This window comes from Streptomyces sp. RKAG290 (assembly GCF_023701695.1).
In the GTDB taxonomy this organism is placed as follows: Bacteria; Actinomycetota; Actinomycetes; order Streptomycetales; family Streptomycetaceae; genus Streptomyces.
The window spans coordinates 22599-44764 of the sequence record NZ_JAJOZC010000001.1; the positions used below are offsets into that span (position 1 = coordinate 22599).

Consider the following 22166-nt stretch of genomic DNA (forward strand, 5'->3'; position numbering starts at 1 on the left):
GCCTGACCGCCGCGGTCAGTGCACCGAGATCCGCACGGCGGCGCCGTGCGGATCCGCCCGGTCCAGCCAGTCGGCGGACAGGTGGAAGGGGTGTCCTGGCCTGGCGGGCAGCAGGAGGCGCTGGCGGTGCAGCTGCTGCCCGTCCTGACGGACCACGAGCAGCGGGGTGGTCAGCCGCCGCTCGGTGCGCAGGACGAAGCGGTCGTGCAGCGGCGGGTCGCCGTCGGGGCCGATGAGATTGGGCGCGATCCACTCCAGCGGGGCCGCGACCTCGATCGCGGCGCGGCCCGCGGGCCATGGCCCGGCGGCCAGGTGGCGCCGCACGGGAGCGGCCACGGCGCGCCCCTCGGCCGCCGCGGTGCCCGCGCTCTCCACCGCGTGCAGCAGGTTCCCGACGGCGAAGACGCCCTGCCCGCTGGTGCGGTACGAGGCGTCGTGGGCGGGGCCGCGGGTGCCGGGGTCCAGGGTGAGGGCGCCGAGCCGGGCCAGTTCGTGCTCGGGGATCCAGTCGCCCGTGAACACCACGGTGTCGCAGCGCAGGGTCGTGGTGCGGCCGTCGTGGTGGCGCACCGTGACTCCGGTGAGCCGCCCGCGGCCCGTCAGACCGGTCACGGTGGTGCGGGTGAGGAGGGGCGCGCCGGGGCCCCGGCGCAGCGCTGCGAGGGGCGCCGGCGGATGGCCGGTGACCAGGGCGACCACCTCGGTTCCGGCGGCGCGCAGGGTGTCGGCAGCGGCGTGGCTGACGGGTTCGTCGCCGACGACCACGGCGCGGGCCCCGATGTGCTGGTGGTGGAGGTGGACGGCCTGCTGGAGTTCGCCGGTGGTGTAGACGCCCGCCGGGCGGGTGCCGGGGACGAGCCGGGCGCTGCGCGGGCGTTCCCGGGCGCCGGTGGCGAGGACCACGGCGCGGGCGGTGATCCGTTCCGGTCCGCCCGGCCCGGTGGCGTCCAGAGTCCGGGGTCCGGCCCAGCCGGTGACGGTGATGCCGGTGCGCAGGGTGGCGCCGGCCCGTTCGGCGGCGGCCGCGCACCGCAGGGCGTACTCGGGCCCGGTCACGCCGCCGGTGGCGCGGCGGCTGCCGAACCCGCGGTGGTGGCAGTGGCGCGGGATGCCGCCCGCGCTCTGCTCGCGCTCCAGGATCTCGACCCCGGCTCCGGACGCGGCGAGTTCGGCCGCCGCGCCGAGACCGGCCGGTCCCGCGCCGACGACCAGCACGTCGAGCGTGCGCTCACGGCGGGTCATGACCTGGCCCCCTCGATCAGTGCGCGGAGACCGGCCCCGCAGGAGAAGCCCTGGCAACGGCCGTTGCCGGCCCGCGTCCTGCGGGCCAGCCCTTCGGCCGAACGCGCCGGCAGCACGCAGTGCAGTGCGTCGCGGATCTCGCCCGCGGTGACGCGTTCGCAGTGGCAGACCACGGTGCCGTAGGCGGGGTCCCGGGCGATGAGCGCGGCGTCTGCGTAGGGGCGTTCGGCCCGCTCACCGAGGCTGGGCATGGTGAGGGGCGCCAGCTCCCGCGGGGCGCCCAGGTCGATGCCGGTCCGGGCGAGGAGGGCGGTGACGTGTGCGGCGATGGCCATGGAGGCGGTCAGCCCGGTCGACCGGATGCCGCCGACCGCGACGTAGCGCCGGTCCGGGTACTCCTTGATCCGGTAGTCCTCCTGGCCGGTGGCCGCCCGCAGTCCCGCGTACACGGCGGTGACCTCCTCCTCGATCAGCCGCGGCAGGATCCTGCGGCCCTTCTCCCGCAGCAGGGCGATCGCGTCCCCGGTCGACTCGGTGGCGCGCTTGTCGTCGAGGTCCTCGGCGGTGGGGCCGAGCAGGACGTTGCCGAAGACGGTCGGAGCCACCAGGACGCCCTTGCCGGCCGCGGTGGGGACGGGGAGCAGGATGTGGCGGACCAGGTCGCGGGCGAGTTTGTCGAAGACGATGAGCTGTCCGCGGCGCGGTGTGACGGTGAAGACGTCGTTTCCGAGCTGCCGGTCGATCTCGTCGGCGTACAGCCCGGCGGCGTTGATCAGTTGGCGAGTGCGGAGCGGGCCGCGGCTGGTGGTCAGGGTGTGGACGTCCGTGCCGGAATCGATGTCGGTGACGCGGCAGTCCAGGTGCAGATGGACGCCGGCCCGCAGGGCCTGGGTGGCGAAGGCGAGCGGGGTCGTCCAGGGACAGATGACCGACTCGTCGGGATCTCCAAGGCACCGAGTGCGCCCGGTCCCAGGTGCGGTTCGAGCGCGGCGAGCCGGCCGGCGTCCAGCAGCCGTGGCGCGTGGTAGCCGTTCGCTTCGGCCTTGGCCAGCAGCGCGGGCAGCGCTTCGAGCTGCTCCTCGTCCCAGGCGACGAGGAGGGCGCCGACGCGTTCGACCGGGATACCGGTCTCGGCGGCGTACCGGGCGAGCCTGCGCTGTCCCTCGCGCACCAGGCGGGCTTCCAGCGAACCGGGTACCGCGTCGAAACCGGTGTGCAGGATCGCGGTGTTGGCCTTGGACGTGCCGTTGCCGATGTCGTCCGAGGCCTCGACTAGGGCGGTCCGGACGCGGTAGCGGGCCAGTTCGCGGGCGATCGCGGTGCCGACGACTCCGGCGCCGATGACCGTGACGTCGTACGGGAACCATCGGGCAGTGGCTGCCCGGCCCTGGTGACCGTGACGTCGTACGGGGGGCCGTCGGGCCGTGGCTGCCCGGCCGTCGTGACGGGGTGCGTCATCGGGCCGCCCGGGCGGCTGTCACGACCGCTCCAACAGGGTGGCGACGGCCGCCCGGAATCCGGCCAGCCGCTCGGCCGCCTCGCCCGGGCCGATGCGTGGCTCGTAGACCGCGGCCGGCTTCCAGTCGGGTACGGCCTGCTGGAGCGGGAGCCCCGGATCGAGGCCGAGCCGGGCCACGGCCCCGACGCCGAGCGCGGTGACGTCGGGCAGCGCGGACACCTCGACGGGCCGTTGCAGCAGGTCGGCCTGGGTCTGCATGAGCAGCGCGGAGCGGGTCAGTCCGCCGTCGACGCGCAGCACGGCCGGCCGCGCGCCCAGATCGGCCGCCACCGCTTCCGCGAGCTCGACGACCTGCGCGGCGATGCCTTCGCACAGGGCCCGCACCAGGTGGCCGGCTGTGGTGTCCAGGCTCAGCCCGGTCACCGAGCCGCGCAGGTCGCCGCGCCACCAGGGGGCGGCGAGTCCGGCGAGCGCCGGCACGAAGGTGACGCCCCCGGAATCGGGCACCGAGCCGCCGACCGGATCGAGGTCGGCCGGCCCGGAGATCACCTTGAGGCCGGTGAGCCAGTTCACCGCGGAGGCCGCCGTGTAGACCTGGCCGTCCAGGCAGTAGCTCGTGTGCCCGCCGAGCCGCCAGGCCACGCAGCTGACCAGTCCGGTGGAGCTGCGCCGGGGTACGGAACCGGTCCGGGCGAGGAGGAAAGCCCCGGTGCCGTAGGTGCACTTGGCGGCGTCCGGTGCCAGCGCACTCTGCGCCAGCAGGGCGGCCTGCTGGTCCACGAGGAGTCCGGTCAGCGGGAGTTCGGGGCCGAACGCGGTGGTGGTGCCGAACACTCCGGCCGCGTCCACCACCGACGGCAGCCGTTCGCCGCCCAGCCCGAAGATGTCCAGGGCCGCGGGTGACCAGGCGACCCGGTCGAGGTCGAGCAGCTGGGTACGCCCGGCCGTGGCCGCATCCGTGACGAAAGCACCGGTGAGCTGGTGGACCAGCCAGGAGTCGCTGGTGGTGACGGTTCCCTCGCGGGTCAGTTCGCGGCGGATCCAGGCCATCTTCGGGGCGGCGAAGTAGGGGTCGAGCGGCAGTCCGGTGAGTTCTTTGAGCTCCTCTTCGCGCCCGGCGAGTTCGGCGCACACCCCGGCGGCCCGCCGGTCCTGCCAGACGATCGCGTCGGTGAGCGGCCGACCGGTGTCCGGGTCCCAGGCGAGCACCGTCTCACCCTGGTTGGCGAGTCCGACGGCGACGACCGGTTCACCCGCGTCCGCCAGGGCCCGCGTCCCCGCGTCGACGACCGAACCGAGCAGTTCGGCGGGGTCCGCCTCCACCAGTCCCCCGGGACCGTACCGGGGTCGTACCGGAGCGGAAGCGGAACCGATCACGCCCCGCTCGGGGCAGATCACCAGCGCCTTGGTCCCGGAGGTTCCCTGGTCCACGGCGAGTACCGGACCTGTCATCGGCTCTCCAGTGGTACGCAAGCTCCGGCGCTTGAACGGAATCGTGATCTTCGTGACGGAAACCCAGGGTGGTGCAGCCCAGCAGTTACGTCAAGCGTCCGCAAAGCGTGCGTCCGCAACCGCTTGTCGGCGCTCAACCTCCCGTTTGCCCAAGTGACTTGAATAAGATCCACGAATCGTTCGGGGTTCGGAGCAACGGGCTCTAAACTCACCGCCGAGCAACAACCGGACGCTTTGCAACAGTTCATATTTCAACAGCTGTTTCACCCCCCACGTTTCTTGAGGATCGATGAGACCGACACCATGCCCCGAGCCAGTCCATGGCCAACAGTGATTTCCGGCCGGTTTACCATCCGGCCGGCCACGACAACGAACTCCGTTCCGCGTTACAGGATTTACGCACCGGCCGCTGGGTCGCCATGCGCAATCTGCTGGAGAGCACCCCGGACTGGACCCTGTGGACCCAGCGCACCCAGGTGCTCGGAGCGGTCGCCGCGGGCTCGGACGCGGTGCAGGCCTGGCTGACCGAGGAGCCCCGGAGCGTCGCGGCTGCCGTGATGCACGCCCGGGTCGTCGTGGAGCGGACCGTCCGCGCCCATCGCGAGGGCCACCACCGCGCGCAGGAGCTCTGGCAGGAGGCCTGGGAGGCGTGCCGCTCGGCCGCACACGCCTCGCCCGCGGACCCGGTGCCCTGGGTGTGCCTGCTTGCCCTCTCCCAACTGGACGAACGCCAGAGGCTGGAGGAGCACCGGCTGCATCCGCCGGGTCCGATGCTCTTCCCCGGACCGTGGGGGCTGCTGGCGGAGGCGGACAAGCGCGATCCGTACAACCGCGAGGCCTACCACCGGATGCTCCAGTTCGTCTATGCGCGCAAGGCCGGCGGCGCCCTGTCCGAAGCGGTCAACTTCGTGCAGTGGGCGGCCTCCGCGGCGCCCGAGGGGTCCGCCCTCCATGTCCTTCCGCTGTATGTGCGGGTCGAACGCTACCGCCGGGAGCGCGGCCACGAGAAGGCGCTGGACCTGCACTGGGTCACCGAGGACGCGGAGCGCGACGCCGTACGCGCCCTGGAGATCTGGTTCCGCCGCACACCCCCGGCCACCCACACCCTGCTCGACCTCAACCATCTGGCGCACGCCCTGTGGGGAGCTCTCCGGTTCGCCGACGCGGCGCCGGTGTTCCAGGAGCTCGGCCCCTACTTCACCTCGCTGCCCTGGGCGTACCGCACCCGCACGCCCAAGGACCCCGGCGGCGCGGAGGAAGTGTTCCTGCGCGCCCGCGGCCGCGCCCTCGCCTCGGCCCGCGACCCCGGCCGGGGACCGCACGGCTGAGCCGGTAACACCGCCCCTCTCTGTCCCCTGCACCGTCCCCGCTCACGGAGGTTTCTCCATGTCCATATCCACCTCGACCCAGACGGGTGCCGAGGCCACTGCGCCGCAGGACGAGGAGCAGCGGCTGCGCGAACTCGGGTACCAGCCGGTGCTGGCCCGCAGGATGGGCGGCTTCGGCAACTTCGCCATCAGCTTCTCCGTCATCTCGATCCTGTCCGGCTGCATGACCCTGTACGGCTTCGGCATGTCGACCGGCGGGCCTGCGGTGATGCTGTGGGGCTGGGCCGGCGTCGGTCTGTTCGTGCTCTGCGTGGGCATGGCGCTCGCCGAGGTCACCAGCGCCTACCCGACCTCCGGGGCGCTCTATTACATGGCGGACCGGCTCGGCGGCCGTAAGTGGGGCTGGTACACCGGGTGGCTGAATCTGCTCGGGCTGCTCGGCGCCATCGCCGGTATCGACTATGGTGCCGCGCTGTTCACCGGTGCACTGATGAATCTGCAGTGGGGGTTCTCCCCCACCCCCGGCAAGACCATGATCATTTTTGCCTGCATCCTGCTTCTGCACGCCGTGCTGAACCTCTTCGGTGTCCGCCTCGTCAGCGTGCTCAACTCGATCAGTGTGTGGTGGCACCTGGCGGGCGTCGCGGTGATCGTCTCCGTGCTGGCGATCGTGCCCTCGCACCACCAGTCGCCGTCGTTCGTGTTCACCGAGTTCGTCAATGACACCGGCTGGGAGAACCCCCTCTACGTGGCGGCGATCGGCCTGCTGCTGGCCCAGTACACCTTCTGCGGCTACGACGCCTCCGCCCACCTGTCGGAGGAGACCTCGAACGCCTCGGTCTCGGCGGCCCGCGGCATCGTCCGTTCGATCTGGGTCTCCTGGCTGGCCGGCTTCGTGCTGCTCGCCGGGCTGACGTTCGCGATCCAGGACTACGCGGGCACCCAGGACAGCGCCACCGGGGTACCGCCGGCCCAGATCCTGATCGACGCGCTGGGCACCTCGGGCGCCACGGCGATGCTGCTGATCGTGATCGCCGCGCAGCTGTTCTGCGGCAACGCCGAGGTCGCCGCGGCCAGCCGGATGGTGTTCGCCTTCAGCCGGGACAACGCGCTGCCGGGCTCGGCGCTGTGGCGCAAGGTGAGCGCCCGCACCCAGACGCCGGTCAACGCGGTGTGGCTCTCGGTGATCGTGGCCGGACTGCTCGCCCTGCCGTCGCTGTACTCCGCGACCGCGTACGGTGCGGTGACCGCGATCAACGTCATCGGCATCACGCCCGCGTACGCGATCCCGATCTTCCTGAAGCTGCGCGCCGGTGACCGTTTCGAGCGCGGTCCGTGGCATTTGGGCCGCTGGTCGAAGCCGATCGGCTGGATCGCCGTGGTGTGGGTCTCCATCGTGACCGTGCTGTTCCTGCTGCCGCAGTCCTCGCCGGTCACCATCGACTCGATGAACTACGCGTCGATCGCGCTGGTCGCCGTGCTGGTCCTGGCCACCGTGTGGTGGTTCGTGGCGCGTCGCTCGTACAGCACCCCCAAGGCGTACGGAAACGCGCGTGAGCAGGCGGAGATCGAGGAAGGCATCATCTGACCCCTGGTCGCCGTCCCCGCCGGCCCGCCCGGATCACCGCGATCCGGGCGGGCCGCGCTCAGTTCAGCAGCAGCTGGAGACCGCCCAGGACGGTCGCGCCGATGACCAGGCGTTCGAACAGCGTCTGGTTGATCCGGTCCACACAGCTGCGGCCGATCCAGGCGCCGGGAAGCACGAACAGCAGCATGCCGGCGTCGAGCAGCAGCGACCGCGCGTCGATCAGGCCGAGGCCCACGCTGAAGGGCACCTTGGAGGTGTTGACGATCAGGAAGAACCACGCCGAGGTGCCGAGGAATCCCAGCTTGCGGAAGCCCGCGGAGAGCAGGTAGAGCGACATGACGGGGCCGCCCGCGTTGGCGACCATGGTGGTGAATCCGCCGAGCACCCCGTACGAGCGGGCCTTGAGCCGCTCGGCCGCGGTCGGCGGGCCCGCGTCCGCCGACGGCTCCCCGCTCCCGGCGCCGGTGCGGCGCCGCCAGACCGTGACGCCCGCCATGAGGACGAGAATCGCGCCGATGGACGTGCGTACGGCGGCGTCGTCGGCCCACATCATGAACAGCGTGCCCGCCACCACGCCGACGGCGACGGCCGGGAAGAGCCGCAGCAGCGTCGGCCAGTGCGCGTGGCGCCGGTAGGCGAGCACGGCGAGCACATCGCCGGCGATGAGGATCGGGAGCAGTACCCCGGTGGATTCCCGGGCGGGCAGTACCGCCGCGAAGACCGCGAGGCTGATCGTATTGGCACCGCTGACGGCCGTCTTGGAGAAGCCGACGAGCGCGGATGCCGCGGCAAGTGCCGCCAGTTGCCAGAGAGTGAGGGTGTCCATGCCAGGGATAGATGGTAATCCCCGTGATTTGCGGCTGTCACCGAGCCCGGGGACCGGCATGGCTATGCTGCGCTCCAAGCGCTCACACGAAGCGTTCAAACGCACAACGCACAGCGGTAGGGCGAGGGGGCCAGCAGCATGCGGGAGCCGGTTGAACTCAGGCGTCAGCGAATCCTGGCAGTGGTGGAGGCGCGGGGCGCGGTCAAGGTCAGCGTGCTCGCCGACGAACTGGACGTCTCCGTGGTCACGGTGCGGCGGGATGTCGAGGAGCTGACCCGGGCGGGGCGGCTGCGGCGCGGACACGGAGTGGCCAGGCCGGTGCGGGACCCGGCGCGGATCGCGGCCGTGCCGGCCCCGCGGGACGGCGAGCCGGCCGGTGAGCGGGACGCGGTCGCCCTCGTCGTCCCGGAGCGGCATTCGTACCTGTACGAGACGCTGCACGGCGCCCGGACCGTGCTGGAGGAGTCCGGCATCCGCATCGCGCTGTACCTCGCGCCGCAGTCGGCCGGCACCGAACGGCCGCTGGTGGAGCGGGCGCTGGCGGACGGGGCGCGCGGACTGCTGATCGCCCCCGGTGGCGCAACGCGCTCTCCGAGGAGCAGGACTACGGCTGGCTGGCGGACCTGGATGTGCCGACCGTGCTGATGGAGCGGCGGCCCCGGCCGGGCAGCGCCCTGCACGCGCTGGACTCGGTCTGCACCGATCACTGGTACGGGACGCACCTGGCCGTGGAGCACCTGGTGGCGCTGGGCCATCGGCGGATCGTGCTGGCCGCCCGGGACGACAGCCCGACCGCACGCACCGTGCGCGCCGCGTTCGCCGAGATCGCGGCCGACCGTCCCGAGGTGGAGGACTGGACGGTGGTGCTGAGCTCACCGGACGCGGTGCCCGGCCCGGGGCCGGCGGAGGCAGGGCCGGTGTCCGGCACGCCGTCCGGAGGCGCTGCTCAGCCGCTCGATCTCGACCTGGCCGCGTTGCTGCGCGAGCGCGGCGCCACGGCCGCGGTGCTGCACGGCGACGTGGACGCGCTGATGCTGGTGCAACGCCTGGCCGAGAGCGGTGTGCAGGTGCCCCGGGACTGCTCGGTGGTGGCGTACGACGACGTGGTCGCGGCGCTGGGCAGCACCCCGCTGACCGCGGTGGCGCCGCCCAGGGCGGAGATCGGCAGGGCGGCCGCCGAACTGCTGCTCCACCGGCTCTCCGACGCCGCCGGTGCGGCCGGTCCGGTCCGCCGGTCTGAGTTGCTGCCCGAGTTGAAGGTGCGTGGATCGGCGCAGGCGCGCACCCCCGCCACAGACTGATCGTTTGACCGCTTCAATTTTCTTCTGAGCGATCTATTGACCGCTACCGATCAGCCGATCAGGATTCCCCGTGTCCTCAACCAGGAGCCGCGGGAGGCGCCCATGCCCGGTCGACAGAGCCGTCGATCCGTGCTCGCCACGATCGCCGCACTGCCGCTGACGGGCGCGCTGAGCGCCTGCAGCGGCGGGACGTCGGAGTCGGACAGCACGAGCAGGACCAGCACCATCAGCAACAAGGCCGGACGGAACGCCACGCACATCACCTTCTGGTCCGCCCTGCGCGGCAGCCAGGAAGTGGTGGACGCGTTCAACCGGACGCACCGCACCGTCCAGGTCGACTTCCAGCAGATCCCCGCCGGTGGCCAGGGCGGTTACGCGAAGCTCAGCAACGCCTCGCGGGCCGGCAACGCCCCGGACGTGGCGACGATCGAGTACCCCCAGATCCCGGGCTTCGCCATCGACGGAGTCGCCCTGGAGCTCACCGGCCTGATGAGTGACGGCCTGCGGGCCAAGCTGCTGCCCCAGGCGCTGGGTCTGACCACCTTCGAGAAGCGCGTCTTCACCGTCCCGCTCGACGTCGAACCGATGGTGATGCACTACCGCACCGACCTCTTCGCCCACTACGGACTGGAAGTCCCGCGTACCTGGCAGGAGTTCGAGGAGACGGCCCGGACCGTGCGGGAGAAGGCCCCCGGCCGGTGGCTGTCGGCCTTCGCCACGGACGGCGGGCCGCAGTTCGCCGCGTTCGCCTGGCAGGCCGGCGCCCAGTGGTTCGACACCCGCGCCGGCGCCTGGAACGTGTCGCTCACCGACGAACCGAGCCGCCGCGTGGCTGCGTACTGGCAACGGCTGATCGACCAGGACCTCGTCATCATGACCCCGGTGGACAGCAGGCAGTACGACGCCCAGGTCAGCGCCGGCAAGGTCCTGGTCCGGCTCAGCGGCGCCTGGGACGCCGGCGCGCAGATGAACGCCCGGCCCGGCCAGAAGGGCAAGTGGGCCATCGCGCCGCTCCCCCAGTGGGACACGGCCGATCCGGCGCTCGGCACCCACGGCGGATCCACCTTCGCGGTCACGAAGAACAGCAGGCACCCGGAAGCCGCGCTGGAGTTCATCGAGTGGCAGGTCTCGCACCCCGACGCGCTGCGGGCCCGGCTCTCCAGCGGAGCCAGCAGCCAGTACCCGGCCGCCCCCGGCCTCGTCGCCGTCGGCCGCAAGGCCTTCGACCGCGGCTACTACAGCGGCCAGGACATCTACACCCTGTTCGAGCAGGAGGCGCACAAGATCCGGGACGGCTGGACGTGGGGGCCGCGCATGACGGCCACGCAGAAGGTCATTCAGGACGGCTTCGCCCGGGTGAGCGGCGGCCAGGGCTCGGTGCTCGACGCCGTGCGCGCGGCCCAGCAGGGCACCATGCCCGACCTCAGGGCACTGGGCCTGTCCACCACCGAGCACAGCAGCTGAGCCGCAGTCCGTCCCCCTTCCCCGCAGCAGAGAGGCAGGTGACACCGATGACCAGCCCCCTCACCAGTCCGGCTTCCGCCCCCGTGAGCGCCTCCGGGTCCGTCGCGTCGCCGAAACCGACCACATCCGCGCGCACCGCCCGCAACTCGGCCCGGCGCCGTGAACTCGGCGCGGCCGGCGCCCTGATGACCCCTTCTTCATCCTTCTGGTGACCGTCTTCCTGATCCCGGTCGCCACAGCGGTCTGGCTCAGCTTCTTCAGCGACGACCAGCCGGGGCTCGGCTTCGGCCCGGAGCGCACGGTCTTCGTCGGACTGCGCAGCTACACCGCCGTACTGACCGACCCGACCTTCCTCAGCGGTCTGGGCACCGTCATCCTGTACTGCCTGATCTACATCCCGCTGATGGTGATCGGCGCGCTCGCGCTGGCGCTGCTGCTGGACTCCGGCGTGGTGCGGCTGCGCTCCTGGGCCAGCTCGGGCTGTTCCTGCCGCACGCCGTGCCCGGCATCATCGCCGCCGTCATCTGGCTCTACCTCTACACACCGGGGCTGAGCCCGGTGGTCGACCTGCTGGGCAAGGCCGACATCACGATCGACTTCCTCGGGGTGCACACGGTGGTGCCGTCGATCGTGAACATCGCCCTGTGGAGCAATCTCGGCTACAACATGGTGGTCTTCTACGCCGCCCTGCAGGCCGTGCCGCGCGAGGTCATCGAGGCGTCCGTCGTCGACGGCGCCGGACCGGTCCGCACCGCGCTCCAGGTCAAGACGCCGCTCGTGCGCTCCTCGATCGTGATGGTCGCGATGTTCACCCTGATCTTCGCGCTGCAGCTGTTCACCGAGCCCATGCTGCTGAGCCAGGCGACGCCGATGATCAGCTCGCGCTTCTCCCCCAGCATGTACATCTACGACGCCGCGTTCACCCGTAACAACTACGGGCTGGCCGCCGCGGCCTCGGTCGTCCTGCTGGTCTGCACGATCGCGCTCTCCTACGGCGTCACCCGCTGGACCAACCGCGCCAACGCCCCCGAGGAGGACGCCCGATGAGCGCGACGAGCCCCACCCGCACCGCCGCCACCCTGCGGCCCCGGCTCCTGGGCCGCTCCGTCGTCAACCTGGTCGTCGGCATCTCCGTGCTCTACACGCTGCTGCCGGTGCTATGGCTGGTGCTCGCCTCGTCCAAGGACCGCGACGCGCTGTTCGGCAGCAACGTCCTGTCGCTCGACCACTTCTCCTTCGCGCGGAACCTCAAGGACCTGTTCGCGATGGACGGCGGTCTGTACACCCGGTGGTACGGCAACAGCCTGCTGTACGCGGTCCTCGGCGCGGCGCTCGGGGCGCTGGTGAGCATCGCGTGCGGGTACGCCTTCGACAAGTACCGTTTCGCACACAAGGAGAAGCTGTTCGGGCTGGTCCTCGCCGCGGTGATGGTGCCGCAGACCGTGCTGGCGCTGCCGCTCTACCTGATGGCGTCGGGCACCGGTCTGGTGAACACCTTCTGGTCGGTCTTCATCCCGGTGCTCTTCAATCCGTTCGGCGTGTACCTGGGCCGGATATTCAGCCGGGGATACGTCCCCGACGAGGTGCTCGAAGCGGCCCGGGTGGACGGGGCCGGGGAACTGACCACGTACTTCCGGGTCGCGCTGCGGATGCTCGGGCCGGGTCTGGTCACCGTGTTCCTCTTCCAGCTCACCGCCATCTGGAACAACTTCTTCCTGCCGATGGTGATGCTGTCCGACCAGCACCTGTATCCCGTCAGTCTCGGTCTGTACACGTGGAACAGTGCCGCCACCGTCTCGCCCGAGTACTACCCCGTGGTGATCATGGGTTCGCTGCTCGCGGTCCTGCCGCTGATCCTCGCCTTCGCGCTGCTGCAGCGCTTCTGGAAGTCAGGGCTCACCGCGGGCGCCGTCAAGTAGCCGGACCGCCCCCGCCTCATCCCCGTCACAGGAGAGAGATGCCCAGCACCACCCCTGTCCCCCCTGCCGCCCGGCGCCGGCCGCGTGCCGCCGTCGCCATGAAACCGGATGCCGCGGCCGCCCTGCTGGACGCCCGGTCGCTGGCCGCGCTCTCGGCGGTGTGCGACCTCGCGCCGCTGCCGGTGCTCGACGACTTCACCACCGACCGGGCCCGCGCCGTCCTCGCGGACACCGAACTCCTGGTCACCGGCTGGGGCTGTCCGCCCCTCGACGAAGCGGCGCTGGCCGCGGCGCCACGGCTGCGGGCCGTGGCGCACACGGCCGGCACCGTCCGCGGACACATCACCGACGCCTGCTGGGAGCGCGGCATCGAGGTGTCGTCGGCTGCGGCCGCCAACGCCCTGCCGGTCGCCGAGTACACCGTCGCGATGGTCCTGCTGTCCGGGAAGCGGGTCCTGGAACGGGCCCGCGACTACCGGGCGGATCACCACCGCGACAACTCGCTGGCCACCTCCACCGAGGTGGGCAACTACGGCCGGACCGTGGGCATCCTGTCCGCCTCGCTGATCGGCCGTAGGGTCATCGAGCTGCTGCGCCCCTACGACCTGCGGGTCCTGCTGCACGACCCGTACGTCTCCGAGGCGGAGGCGGCCGCGCTCGGGGTGCGGCCGGTGGGGCTCGGCGAACTGTTCGCACAGAGCGACGTGGTGAGCGTCCACACCCCGCTGCTCCCCGCCACCCGCGGACTCGTGAGCCGTGAGCTGCTCATGTCCATGCGTCCGGACGGCGTACTCATCAACACCTCGCGCGGGGCCGTCGTCGACCAGGACGCGCTCACCGGCGTCCTGCGCCAGAACCGCATCCGGGCGATCCTCGACGTCACCGACCCCGACACACTGCCGGCCGGCCACCCCTTGTGGGAGTGCGAGAACGCCCTGATCACCCCGCACCTCGCGGGCTCCCAGGGCAACGAGTGGCAGCGGCTGGTCGACCTGGCCACCGGCGAGGCCGCGCGCTGGGCCGCGGGCGACGGCTTCGCCCATCCCGTACGACGCGAAAGGCTGGCATTCCTCGCATGAACCGACCGCACCCGAACTCCCCGCTGGAACTCCCCGCCGACGACCGGTCGACGAGCCCGGTCACCGGCTACACCCGCGCGCACTGGGAGGCGGCGGCGGACGGGCTGCTGAAGGCCGCCTGGCAGTGGGCAACCCCCGGCAGCGCGCTGCTCGACCTGCCGGGACGGCCGTCCGGGTCCGGGGTCCGCTCCGACGGTCTGGAGGGCTATGCGCGCACGTTCCTCGCCGCCGCCTTCCGGGTCGCGGGCGCGGACGGCAAGGACCCGCACGGCTGGCTCGACCGGTACGCCGACGGGCTCACCGCCGGCACCCGTACGCCGGGCCGGGACGACACCGAGTCCTGGCCGCTGATCCGCGACCACACCGTGTTCGGCCAGCCCATGGTGGAGTCCGCCTCGGTCGCCATCGGGCTGCGGCTCACCCGGCCGTGGCTCTGGGACCGGCTGGACCCGGCGGTGCAGGACCGCGCCGAGGAATGGCTGCGCGGCGCGCTGCGGCACACCCCCGCACCGAACAACTGGTACCTGTTCCCCTACTCGGTGGCCGGCTTCCTGGAGTCGGTGGGCCGCGGCGACGCGGAGACGGCCCGTGCCAGGGAGCGGGCGCTGGACCTGCTGGAGGGCTGGTACCGCGGTCAGGGCTGGTACGCGGACGGCGACGGCCGCGCCTTCGACCACTACAACGGCTGGGCGCTGCACCTCTACCCCGTGCTGGACGCCCATCTGTCGGGCGACTCCGAACTCACCGCGCACTACGGCGCCCGGCTGAGCGAACACCTGGAGAGCTTCTCGCTGCTGTTCGGCGGGGACGGTGCGCCGATCCACTTCGGCCGCTCGCTGGCCTACCGGTTCGCAGCCGGTTCGGCGGTCGGGCTCGGCGCGCTCACCGGGCACACCCCGCTCACCCCGGGTACGTCCCGGCGGGTGATCAGCGGGGCGCTGCGCTACTTCCTGGACCGCGGCGCGACCGGCACCGACGGGCTGCTCAGTCTGGGCTGGCACGGGCCGCACGACGCGACGCTCCAGCCCTACTCGGGCCCGGCCTCCCCCTACTGGGCGTCCAAGGCCTTCGTCTCACTGCTCGCCCCGGCGGACCACCCGCTGTGGACGGCCACCGAGGAGCCGTCGCCGAGCGAGGGGCCCGACCGGGTGCTCGCGCTGCCGGCGCCGGGGCTGCTCGTCCAGTCGACGCGGGCGGACGGCATCGTACGGCTGCACAACCACGGCAGCGACCATGTCCGGCCGCACGAGGGCGAGTCGGCGGTGCAGGACGACCCGCTCTACAGCCGTCAGTCGTACTCGACGGTCACCGGGCCCACGTCCCGGGCGAACGCGGCAGACAACCACCTCGCCGTGATCGTCGCGGGCGTCCGCAGCGGCCGCCGCGCCATCCACCCACTGGGCGCGGGCGCGGCCGACGGCTGGGGCTGGGCCGCCTCCTGGCACCGCCCGGTGTTCGCGGGCGGTGCGCCGATGGTGCGGGCCTGCGGGTGGAGAGTGTGACGGCGGTCCGCGGGCGGTACGAGCTGCGGGTGCACCGGGTGGTCGGCGCTCCGCCCGGCGCCCGGGTGGAGCAGACGGGCTGGGCGACCGGCCCCGGGTCCGAGGTGACGTCGGCGCTGCACGGACTGCACGGCTGGGAGACCCGGGACGAGGTGCGGGCCCCGCAGGGCACGGCCTACACGCACTGGGCGGTGCTGCCCCGGCTCGGCGCCGACGCGGAGGGCACGGTGGTGCTGGTGGCGCTCGCCTCACTGAGCGCGGAGCCGGACGCGGCCTCGCTCGACGCGGTGGTGAGCGGGGTGAACGTCGACGGGGACACGGTCGAGGTGTGCTGGTCCGAGGACGCGGCGACGACCCGGATCGGCTTCGGGCCGGTGACCGTCGAACACGGGTGACGGCGAGGACGGGGGTGCGCTCCGGCGCACCCCCGTGCCGCTGGGGTCTTTCGTCCGGATCGCCGGATCTCGCCCTACGCGTCCGTGCGGATCACGACCGCCAGGGTGCGGGGGCCGTGTACGCCCTCCACCCGTTCGAGTTCGATGTCGGAGGTGGCCGACGGGCCGCTGATCAGCGTCGTCGGCCGCTCCGGAACCAACCGGGCCACCGCTTCCGGGACGCCCACCTCCACGGCCGACAGATCGACGACGCAGACGTGCAGATCCGGCACCAGGGACAGCGCCCGCCGCCCTGGTCGGGTGATCCGTCCAGGAAGATGGTGCCGGTCTCGGCGCAGCTGACGGCCGAGGCGGTGACGACTCCGTCCAGGGCGTCGAGCCGCGGCGCGGGGATGTCGGCGGAGTCCTGCTGCACCTCGCCGTCGTAGCCGGTGAGCCACCGCGCGTCGAGTCCGGCGGGCACCCCGATCCGGCGGGCGCCCCGCTCCCGTAGCACCTCGGCGACGACCTCGGCGGTGCGGTCGGCGGTGCAGGGGTGGACCTGGGCCTTGTAGTCGACGAGGCGGTCGGTGAACAGTGCCAGCCGCTCCTGGTCGGGGAGGGTCCGGCCGGTGCGGTAGGCCCGCGGGACCGGGGTGTCGGCGACGGGAGCGAGCGCCAGGGCGTCCCGGACGCGGCCGAGCACCGTTTCGCGAGCGGTCGTCACTTCTCCTCCTCCTGCTGCCGGTTCTGCGCGTACTCGTCGGCGGCCGCCCGCATCGTGTCCGCTCCCTCGGCCGAGGCCAGCCAGGACCGGAAGGTCTGCTCGGGCGGGGCGGGGGTGTCCCGGCTGTCGCTCCAGCCGTTGAACGGCGGCGGCAGGTGCGAGATCCTCTTGTCCCGGCCGGCGATGACGCGGCCGAGGCCCGAGGCCTTCTGCGCGGCGGTGAACAGCTTCGGCCTCTTCATCACTCCGGCCGCCGCCTTCATGGCCAGCTTCTCGGTCGTGGCCCCGCTCCGCTCGGTGTGCTGGTGGCGCAGCTCGACCAGCAGCGACGGAATGTCGATCTTGACCGGGCAGGCGTCGAAGCAGGCTCCGCAGAGGCTGGAGGCGTACGGCAGCGAACTGTTGGGGTCGTCCTTGGCTGCGTGCATACCGGCGAGCTGCGGGGTGAGCACGGCCCCGATCGGCCCGGGGTAGGTGGATCCGTAGGCATGGCCGCCGGCGCGTTCGTAGACCGGGCAGACGTTGAGACAGGCCGAGCAGCGGATGCAGTTGAGCGCCTCGCGGCCGATCCGGTCCGCGAGGGCGGCGGTCCGGCCGTTGTCGAGCAGCACCAGATGGAAGGTCTGCGGTCCGTCGCCGGGCGTGACACCGGTCCACATCGAGGTGTACGGGTTCATCCGCTCGCCGGTGGAGGAGCGCGGCAGCAGCTGCAGGAAGACCTCCAGGTCCTGGTAGCGCGGCAGCACCTTCTCGATGCCCATGACGGTGATCAGCGTGTCGGGCAGGGTCAGGCACATCCGCCCGTTGCCCTCCGACTCGACCACGGACAGGGTCCCGGTCTCGGCGATCCCGAAGTTGGCCCCGGAGACGGCCACCTTCGTCGTCATGAACTTCTCGCGGAGATAGGCGCGGGCCGCGGCGGCGAGATGGGCGGGGACGTTGTCCAGCGAGGGGTCGACACCCGGGATCTCCTTGAGGAAGATCTCCCGGATCTCGTCCCGGTTGCGGTGGATCGCGGGCACCAGGATGTGCGAGGGCTTGTCGTGGGCGAGCTGCACGATGAGCTCGGCGAGGTCCGTCTCGTACGGGGTGATGCCGACGGATTCGAGGTGCTCGTTGAGGCCGATCTCCTGGGTGGCCATCGACTTGACCTTGATGACCTCCTCGCTCCCGGTCTCCTTGACCAGCCGCGCGACGATCTCGTTGGCCTCGCCGCCGTCCCGCGCCCAGTGGACGGTGCCGCCGCGTTCGGTGACCTTGCGCTCCAGCTCCTCCAGGAGTTCGGGCAGCCGGTTCATGGTGTCGGTCTTGATGGCCGACCCCGCGTCGCGCAGTTCCTCCCAGTCGGGCAGCTCGCCGGTGACGTTGAGGCGCTTGGCGCGGATGGTGTGGGTGGCCTTGCCGAGGTTGCGGCGGAGCTGTTCGTTGCCCAGGTCGTCATGGGCGGCCGCGGGGAACTTCCGGTCGCCGCGCAGATTGCCGGTCCCGTACGGGGAGCGGGGCGGGGTCGCGGGCATGCCGAGAAAGGTGCTGCTCATCGGGCTGCCTCCGTCGGGAGATGCGGCGAGGTGCGGGTGGCGGAGAGGATCTGCGCCAGGTGCAGGGTGCGGGTGCCGGACTTGATGCGGGAGAGTCCGCCGCCGATGTGCATCAGACAGGACGAGTCGCCGGCGGTGCACACATCGGCCCCGGTGGTGGCGATGTGGCGCATCTTGTCCTGGAGCATCGCGGTCGACGTGTCGGCGTTCTTCAGGGCGAAGGTGCCGCCGAATCCGCAGCAGGCGTCGGACTCGGGCAGCTCGACCAGGTCGATCGAGTCGACGGCCCGCAGCAGCCGCAGCGGCTTGTCGCCCACCCTCAGCATGCGCAGCGAGTGGCAGGTGGGGTGGTAGGTGACCCGGTGCGGGAAGTACGCGCCGACATCGGTGGCGTCCAGCACGTCGACGAGGAACTCCGACAGCTCGTACGTCTTCGCCTTGACAGTGGCCACACCCGCGCGCAGCGCCGCGTCCCCGTACCGTTCGGCGACGAGTGCGTGCTGGTGACGGACCGATCCTGCGCACGATCCCGACGGCATGACGACCGCCTCGATGGAGGCGTCTCCGAACTGTTCGGCAAAGTTGCGCACCAGCGGGACGGGTTCGCGCTGGTAGCCGGTGTTGACGTGCATCTGACCGCAGCAGGTCTGCCCGGGCGGGAACACCACCTCGTGCCCGAGGCGGGCCAGCAGCACCGCGGTGGATTTCACCGCCTCGGGGAAGAGCGTGTCTCCCAGACAGGTGGCGAAGAGTCCGATGCGCATGGGTCTCCCCGATCGTTTCTCAGCGTGTGGCACGGGCGGTGCGGTGTGCGGCGGTGCGGCGTGATGTTCGGTGCAGGCTGTCCGTTCGGTACAGGCTGTCCGGCGTCCGCGGCCCGTACGTTTTATGGTCCGACCATACTATCCTCAAGCCGGAACTCGGAAGAGGTCCGCCGCGTCGGACGGCCCGGTCCGTCCGCACGCCGCACCACGCAAAAGCCGCCGTGACGCCCCCGGCGGGGGGGCGTCACGGCGGCTCGGGCGGCGGGTCAGGCGGTGCGCTTCTCGTCGACCAGCGTGCCGTGCAGTCCACGGATGTGCGCCTCGACCAGGTCGGCGGCGCTCGCACCCTCGCCCGCACGCACCAGATGCAGCAGCTCGATGTGGTCCGCGTTGAGCGCGGCGGCCGTCGCCGGCCAGTCCTCGGCCGCCTCCAGGGCGCGAAGGATCAGCGGCCGGACCGACTCGCGCACCGCGGAGGTGAGCGTGGAGGTCAGCTCGTTGCCGGAACTGCGGGCGATCCGCACGTGGAACCGGGTGTCCAGGTCGTTGAACTCGGGCACCTCGACGTCCGGCTCCCCCATCCGCAGGACCAACGCCTCGGCCTCGTCCAGGTCCGCCGCGGAGGCGTGCCGCGCCGCGGCCTCGAAACTGGAGCGTTCCAGGACGACGCGCGCCTCCAGCACGTCCTCCAGGCTGTAACTGCCGAGCGCGAAGTGGAGCCTGAGCAGCCGCCCGAGCGCGCCTTCGGGGTTACGGACGATGCGCGCCCCGGCGTCCGGGCCCCGGCCCGGCTGCGCCACCAGTACGCCGATGGTCTCCAGCACCCGCAGCGCCTCGCGCAGCGCGGACCGGCTGACGCCGAGGACCGGGGCCAGCTCCCGCTCGGGCGGCAGCCGGTCGCCGGCCTTGAGCTCGCCGGCGAACACCCGCTGCTCGATGCTCTGGAGCACCAGCTCATGTGTGCGTGACTGCCGTACGGGCTGCCATTCGACGGGCATCCGTCACCCCCTGCCGCGGCCGGCACCGTTCCCTGGCCGGCCGCTTCGGTCCGAATCTCCAACTATGTCACACATGGCATGTGGTCGGACCAGAAAGCGGCGGGGGCTCCGCCGGGCCGGGGAGCCCCCGGCGACCGATCCCTCAGTACGTCACGACGATGCGCCGGGCCACTCCGTCCACCCGCACCAGTCCGCCGAACGGAATCACCAGCTGCGGGTCCGTGTGGCCCAGGTCGACATCGAAGACGGCCATGGCCGCAGGGGCGTACTCACTCAACGCCCGCAGGACCGCCTGCCGTTGCCGCACGCGGTACCGGTCACCGTCCTCGGCTGTCAGCGGACTGCCGAAGGACCAGTTCTTGGCCCGGCCCATCAGCAGCGCGGGGAACTGCCGCAGGAGCCCCCGCTCCCCCATGCACCGCAGGATCCAGTACACCTGGTCGGCGCTCGGCAGCTCCTCGGACGTTTCGAGGAAGAGCACCCGGCCCGCGTACTCGTCCACCGGCCGTATCTCCCGGTCCGCCATCAGCAGCCAGGAAAGGATCTCCACGTTGCCGCCCCAGCTGGCCCCTTCGACGACCCGGTCGGCGTTGTGCCAGGTCCAGCCGTCGACGGGCAGCAGGCCGGGTTCGCGCGCGAAGGTCTGCGGGTCGTCCCAGGGCTTGTTGACGCTGCCGCTCTCCTTCGCCGGGACGAGTTCATGGGCATCGCGGGTGAACAACGCGGCCCGCAGCGAGCCGGCGGTCAGGGGGTGCATCGAGCCGGGACGTCCCAGCTCGACCATCACCGTTCCCCCGTGGTAGCCGACGATGCCCAGGTTCCCGAGGAAGACCAGCAGCGTGGTGTTGTCGCTGTAGCCGAAGAACGGCTTGGGGTTGGCCCGCAGCAGTTCGCGGTCCAGGTACGGCAGCACGGTGATCTGGTCGTCGCCGCCGATGCTGGAGATGACGGCCCTGATGCCGGGGTCGGCGAAGGCCGCGTGGATGTCGGCGGCCCGTTCCTGCGGCGAGGAACCCATCTTCCGGGTGCTCGGGTACTCCACCGGTTCCAGCCCGTAGTCCTCGCGGAGCCTGCTCAGTCCCAGCTCGTACGGCAACGGGAGGATGCCGGGGAGTCCGGACGAGGGCGAGAGCACGGCGACGCGGTCGCCGGGCCGGGGCTTGGGGGGATAGCGGGGAGTCGTCATGCGGGCAGAGCCTAAGCGGCGTGTGACCAGCAGTCCGTCGAATATTCGCCGGCCTAAGGGGAGTTGACCGGCGTGCCCTGATGGAAGTACAGCCGCCAGCGCGATTCCGTGCGCCGCCAGATCGAATTGCGCCGCACCCGGCGTCCGTCGCTCTCCGTCGTGAACGTCAGGTGGACGAGGCCGGGGGCCAGGAGCGCACCCGTCATGTCGGTGGCGGCGACCGGGACGCGGCCTTCCGCACCGCCGGCGGACGTGACGGCGAGGACCGACACCCTGTCATAACACCGCCCGGACGCACCGAACTCGGTGAACTCGGGGTCGAGGAGTTCGGTCACCGCCTCCGGCAGGACCCGCACGCCCGGATCGAGCAGCCGCAGCTCTCCCTCGACGGCGGCCCGCACGGACCGCTGCTCCTCATCGTTTCCGCTCATGCGGAAACCCTAAGGTGCGGGACGGCCTTGAGTGCCTCCCGTCCGGAAGCCGCCGGGCCGCCGCGGCCGTTTCCGCCGCGGTCAGGCCAGGACCAGCAGGTCCATCCAGCTGACGGCCGGCCGGTCCGGTTCCTGCGCCGCGGCCTGCCGCAGCCGCCGCATCCCGCTGTCGAACTCCTCGTCCGTGAGGCCCCGGAGTTTCGCATCCGTGTCCCGCCGGATCCGGTCGGCGAAGGCGGCCAGACTCGGCGCGCTCTCCTGCGGCACCGCGTGCAGCGCCACCCGTGTGAAGCCGGCGGCGCCGAACACCTCACAGATCCGCTCGACGCTCGGATAGCCGTCGACGATGCGCGCGGTCCCGGGGAAGAACCGCACCCGCAGATCCCGTGTGCACCGGCCGGGGAACGAGTTGCGGATGAGTACCGGCGCTCCGGGCTTCAGCGCCCTGCGTATCTCCCGGGCCGCGGCGGGCAGATCGTCGATGTGGTGGATGACCGACCCCAGCCAGGCCGCGTCCGCGCATCCGTCCGGCACCGGCAGCGCCTCGGCGCGGCCCTCCAGCACCTCGATGCCCGCGGTCCGCGGGATCAGCGCGCGCATCGCAGGGGCGGGCTCCACCGCCAGCACCCGCACGCCGAACCACTCGGCGAACGCGGCCGAGAAGGCGCCCGTACCCGCGCCGACGTCCAGGACCACCACACCCGGCTCCAGCGCGACCTCGGCCGCGAGGGCCGCACGCCACGCGGTGAGTCCGTCGCGGGGTATCTCCCGGGCGAGCCGGTAGTCCTCGGCGAACCGACGGTCAGGAGCAGTCGCTTCCATGTGCCCTCAATCCTGCCGCGGTCGACCGGCCGGGCGAACCGCTGCCGAAAGCCGGCACGCCCCGTCGCGGATGCTAGCGACCCCACCACCAGTTGTCTAGACCAAAAACCGGGAGGGCGGCATCCGCCGCCTTTCTGCCCCGCGAACGAACCGCGCCGGCCCACCG

Annotated in this window: 14 protein-coding genes and 5 pseudogenes; 8 read left to right on the forward strand and 11 right to left on the reverse strand. The window is 71.9% G+C overall.

Annotation, left to right across the window (positions count from 1 at the left end; all coding sequences use genetic code 11):
* Nucleotides 1-15 precede the first annotated feature (15 nt).
* The 3 genes and pseudogenes from LNW71_RS00115 to LNW71_RS00130 form a co-directional block, all read right to left on the reverse strand.
* Nucleotides 16-1242, reverse strand: a complete 1227-nt coding sequence (locus LNW71_RS00115) for an FAD-dependent oxidoreductase (protein ID WP_250966336.1) — start codon at nucleotides 1240-1242, stop codon at nucleotides 16-18.
* Nucleotides 1239-2700 (reverse strand): annotated as a pseudogene (locus LNW71_RS00120) (NAD(P)/FAD-dependent oxidoreductase). Before LNW71_RS00120 ends, LNW71_RS00115 begins: the two are co-directional and overlap by 4 nt.
* A 19-nt stretch (nucleotides 2701-2719) precedes the next feature.
* Entirely contained in the window at nucleotides 2720-4153 is a 1434-nt protein-coding gene (locus LNW71_RS00130; RefSeq protein ID WP_250966337.1) for an FGGY family carbohydrate kinase, read from the reverse strand.
* Between the two features lie 320 nt (nucleotides 4154-4473).
* Between LNW71_RS00130 and LNW71_RS00135 the strand changes: the two genes are divergently transcribed.
* Together LNW71_RS00135 and LNW71_RS00140 are read left to right on the forward strand one after the other, a co-directional pair.
* A complete protein-coding gene (locus LNW71_RS00135) occupies nucleotides 4474-5481 on the forward strand; it encodes a hypothetical protein (RefSeq protein ID WP_250966338.1) in 1008 nt (335 codons plus the stop codon).
* A 58-nt stretch (nucleotides 5482-5539) separates the two neighbouring features.
* Nucleotides 5540-7069, forward strand: coding sequence for an amino acid permease (locus LNW71_RS00140; protein WP_250966339.1), 1530 nt, complete (start codon nucleotides 5540-5542; stop codon nucleotides 7067-7069).
* Between the two features lie 58 nt (nucleotides 7070-7127).
* Here the strand turns inward: LNW71_RS00140 and LNW71_RS00145 are convergent, their stop codons facing one another.
* A complete protein-coding gene (locus LNW71_RS00145) occupies nucleotides 7128-7895 on the reverse strand; it encodes a sulfite exporter TauE/SafE family protein (RefSeq protein WP_250966340.1) in 768 nt (255 codons plus the stop codon).
* A gap of 138 nt (nucleotides 7896-8033) precedes the next feature.
* On the opposite strand from LNW71_RS00145, the pseudogene LNW71_RS00150 reads away from it, so the two are divergent.
* From LNW71_RS00150 to LNW71_RS00175, 6 genes and pseudogenes are all read left to right on the forward strand, one after another.
* A pseudogene (locus LNW71_RS00150) lies at nucleotides 8034-9196 on the forward strand (substrate-binding domain-containing protein).
* A gap of 102 nt (nucleotides 9197-9298) precedes the next feature.
* Complete coding sequence (locus LNW71_RS00155; protein WP_250966341.1) at nucleotides 9299-10660, forward strand: sugar ABC transporter substrate-binding protein; 1362 nt, start codon at nucleotides 9299-9301, stop codon at nucleotides 10658-10660.
* A 47-nt stretch (nucleotides 10661-10707) separates the two neighbouring features.
* Nucleotides 10708-11707, forward strand: a pseudogene (locus LNW71_RS00160) (ABC transporter permease subunit).
* On the forward strand, nucleotides 11704-12579 hold the full coding sequence (locus tag LNW71_RS00165) for a carbohydrate ABC transporter permease (protein WP_250966342.1): 876 nt from the start codon (nucleotides 11704-11706) through the stop codon (nucleotides 12577-12579). The pseudogene LNW71_RS00160 and the gene LNW71_RS00165 overlap by 4 nt, the downstream one beginning before the upstream one ends.
* A 38-nt stretch (nucleotides 12580-12617) precedes the next feature.
* Entirely contained in the window at nucleotides 12618-13658 is a 1041-nt protein-coding gene (locus tag LNW71_RS00170) for a hydroxyacid dehydrogenase (RefSeq protein ID WP_250966343.1), read from the forward strand.
* Nucleotides 13655-15555 (forward strand): annotated as a pseudogene (locus tag LNW71_RS00175) (DUF2264 domain-containing protein). The gene LNW71_RS00170 and the pseudogene LNW71_RS00175 overlap by 4 nt, the downstream one beginning before the upstream one ends.
* A 74-nt stretch (nucleotides 15556-15629) precedes the next feature.
* Here the strand turns inward: LNW71_RS00175 and LNW71_RS00180 are convergent.
* The 7 genes and pseudogenes from LNW71_RS00180 to LNW71_RS00210 form a co-directional block, all read right to left on the reverse strand.
* A pseudogene (locus LNW71_RS00180) lies at nucleotides 15630-16261 on the reverse strand (lactate utilization protein C).
* A complete protein-coding gene (locus LNW71_RS00185; protein WP_250966344.1) occupies nucleotides 16258-17799 on the reverse strand; it encodes a lactate utilization protein B in 1542 nt (513 codons plus the stop codon). Before LNW71_RS00185 ends, LNW71_RS00180 begins: the two are co-directional and overlap by 4 nt.
* Nucleotides 17796-18563 carry a (Fe-S)-binding protein gene (locus LNW71_RS00190; RefSeq protein ID WP_250966345.1) on the reverse strand — a complete coding sequence of 256 codons (768 nt, stop codon included), beginning with the start codon at nucleotides 18561-18563 and terminating at the stop codon, nucleotides 17796-17798. Before LNW71_RS00190 ends, LNW71_RS00185 begins: the two co-directional genes overlap by 4 nt.
* 266 nt (nucleotides 18564-18829) lie before the next feature.
* Nucleotides 18830-19561 (reverse strand): FCD domain-containing protein, encoded by a 732-nt coding sequence (locus LNW71_RS00195; RefSeq protein ID WP_250966346.1) that lies wholly within the window; start codon nucleotides 19559-19561, stop codon nucleotides 18830-18832.
* Between the two features lie 142 nt (nucleotides 19562-19703).
* On the reverse strand, nucleotides 19704-20747 hold the full coding sequence (locus tag LNW71_RS00200; protein WP_250966347.1) for a S66 peptidase family protein: 1044 nt from the start codon (nucleotides 20745-20747) through the stop codon (nucleotides 19704-19706).
* Nucleotides 20748-20800: 53 nt separating this feature from the next.
* Entirely contained in the window at nucleotides 20801-21178 is a 378-nt protein-coding gene (locus LNW71_RS00205) for a DUF4440 domain-containing protein (protein ID WP_250966348.1), read from the reverse strand.
* An 81-nt stretch (nucleotides 21179-21259) separates the two neighbouring features.
* On the reverse strand, nucleotides 21260-22000 hold the full coding sequence (locus tag LNW71_RS00210) for a class I SAM-dependent methyltransferase (protein WP_250966349.1): 741 nt from the start codon (nucleotides 21998-22000) through the stop codon (nucleotides 21260-21262).
* Nucleotides 22001-22166: the final 166 nt, after the last annotated feature.